This window comes from Actinomadura sp. NPDC048394 (assembly GCF_040651755.1).
Lineage (GTDB): Bacteria > Actinomycetota > Actinomycetes > Streptosporangiales > Streptosporangiaceae > Spirillospora > Spirillospora montaniterrae.
Genome location: NZ_JBEZJL010000174.1, coordinates 1 through 2,325, shown reverse-complemented (window position 1 = coordinate 2,325; position 2,325 = coordinate 1). Strand labels below are relative to the sequence as shown.

The 2,325-nt window shown below is 66.5% G+C and carries 2 protein-coding genes; both read right to left on the bottom strand.

The window, feature by feature from the left end:
- Window positions 1-238 precede the first annotated feature (238 nt).
- The gene (locus tag AB0C78_RS50650; RefSeq protein WP_360763008.1) at window positions 239-565 is read right to left on the bottom strand and encodes a hypothetical protein; all 327 of its coding nucleotides are present in this window, start codon (window positions 563-565) and stop codon (window positions 239-241) included.
- Window positions 566-785: 220 nt separating this feature from the next.
- Window positions 786-2,054 (bottom strand): DUF222 domain-containing protein, encoded by a 1,269-nt coding sequence (locus AB0C78_RS50645; RefSeq protein WP_360763004.1) that lies wholly within the window; start codon window positions 2,052-2,054, stop codon window positions 786-788.
- Between the last annotated feature and the right edge of the window lie 271 nt (window positions 2,055-2,325).

Sequence of the window (2,325 nt, the reverse complement as noted above, 5' to 3'; positions counted from 1 at the left end):
GCGTACGGGGCCGCCCCTCCAAAGTCAAGGGCGCCTTCGGCGTCGCTACGCGATGGACTTCGTCCACCCTTGACTTTGGAGCCTCTGCGGCCCCTGGGCAGGTGATGGGGGCAGGCTCCGCCTGCCCCGCCCCGGGTCGCGCCGCCCCCACCGTCGCCCACGTAAGGGAAGATGGAGGGAGGTCGGGAGCGGGTCGAGCAGCCCGCACTTGGTATCACGTGGATCCCGCTTGGCGACGTTACGATTTCGCGTTCCGGCGGTGCATGGGTGGGCGATAAAGGATCTCGATGTACATGATCCGACCGTCCACGACGTCCAAGATCAGCATGCCTTTCGAGGGCGAGAGAGGGACGCACCGATAGCCCGGGCCGTACCGTTGCCCCTCTGGATGTTCCGCCGTATGGATGCTCTGGCAAAAGTCATCGCCGCAGCCGCACTCGTCGACCAGTCGCAGATCCCACGCGCAGATGGCCAGCTCGCGTTCTCCTTCGTCCTCAAGGAGGTCGGTCAGTTCGGCGATGAGGTCTGGGAAGACATCGCGAATGAGGGGACGATCCTGCTCCATGGGTGAAGAATAGCCGGAGTGGCCGTAGCAGGCTCTATCGGCGAACCCGATTCTTCGCTACGGCGGCGGTGCGCCTTTCGAGAAAGACCTGTGGGTGCTGATGCGAGTTGGCAGCAACGGCATATGGGGACCACGTGGGGGCCTGCCCGCATGCCTGCACGCCCGCGCGATGGCGCGGGCGTGCGTGTACCCGGTGTGGCGGTGTCGGGTGGTGTGCTGATCAGGCGGCCCAGTCGAAACTGGATGGTGGGCCGTTGCCGCCCGGTGGTCCGGTACTGGTTGCGGCTCGGGCGTCGGCTGGTGGTAGCAGCCGGTAGACGTAGCGCCCGTCTCGGTCTTTGGTGATCTGGATCTGGTCGGGGCGGGTGTGTTTGAAGCGGTTGTGCCATCCGCAGGTGAGGGCGAGCTGGTCGATGTCGGTGGGTGAGTGTCCGAGTGCCCAGCCGTTGACGTGGTCCACTTCGCACAGCGTGCCCGGGATCTCGCATTCCCGTACCGCACATGACGGGTAGAGGGTCTCGAGCACTTGGCGTTGGGCTGCGGAGGCGAAGCGTTCCCGGTGGCCCAGGTAGAGCGGGGTGTTTCCGCGTCCGAGGAGGAGGGGTGAGACTCCGGCGGCGAGGGCGATGCGGCGCGCCTGCGGCGCGGGGATCGGGGTGCCGTCGGTCAGGCGGGCCGGGGCATTGCCACCGGTCAGTGTCTCCAGGTCGCAAATCACGGTGACCTTGGTGGCCTTATGTCCGCCCGACAGGACGCTGGACAGCGCCGCTGCCGTTCGCTCGGCCACGTCGCGGCGGTCGTCGGGTCCGGCCGGCTTGGCCAGCGGGGCGAGGGTGCCGTCCCAGATGGCGGCGTCTTCGTGGTTCAGCCAGCCTTTGACGTACCGACCGCCGTCGAGTGAACGGGTGGTGGTGAGCCAGGACTTGGCGTAGCCGCGCTTGGTGTCCTCGTCGGGGGCGTCCTCGGTGTCGTCGCGTTCGGCGATGAGGTCGCGGATGCGGTGGCCGAACGTGGCGACCTTCCCGGCGGAGAAGCCTTGGTCGACGAAGCCAAGGAGTGTGGCTTCTGCCTCGGCGCAGTCGGTATCGTCCAGCCGGGCCACGGCGTCGGTGATGGTGGTGGCGTAGCCGAAGGACAGTTCACCGGCCGCCAGTCGCTTCGCTACTTGGGGCAGGCGGTGCCGCTGGCGGGCCAGGGTGAGGCGCTCTTTGGCGCGGCTTTCGCGCATGCCGAGGCGGGACCGGAGCCAGGCGCGGGTGGAGGGATAGCCCCAGCGGGCTTGTTCTCCGGTGGCGTCGACTCGGCCGATGAATCCGGCGAGCGCGCTTTCCTGCATATCCGACGCGGCAGCAAGAGTCTCGGTCAGTTCTAGGCATGTGGCCGCTGACTCGGGAGCCTCTCGGGCGGCCAGTTCGGTGGCGATCATCGCAGCGGCGTTCACCAATTCCATGGTGGACGCCGCGTTGAGATCGACCGTGACCGAATGCATGGGTTAAGTATATCGAATGGGAGGGGGTGTTCGCTTCGGAAAGGGGTGTTATTTTTGTTGCTGGGGCGATAGGTATGGCTAGGTATACCTATTAATTTTGGAGCGGCTCCTCCTCGAGGAAGGGCCATTTAGTGAATCGCTCCGTCTTCCCTTACGTGGGCGACGGTGGGGGCGGCGCGACCCGGGGCGGGGCAGGCGGAGCCTGCCCCCATCACCTGCCTAGGGGCCGCAGAGGCTCCAAAGTCAAGGGTGGACGAAGTCCATCGCGTAG

What these genes read in the sequence shown, in the direction of transcription:
- AB0C78_RS50650 (WP_360763008.1), bottom strand. Translation starts at nt 565, where the DNA reads ATGGAGCAGGATCGTCCCCTCATTCGCGATGTCTTCCCAGACCTCATC.
- AB0C78_RS50645 (WP_360763004.1), bottom strand. Translation starts at nt 2,054, where the DNA reads ATGCATTCGGTCACGGTCGATCTCAACGCGGCGTCCACCATGGAATTG.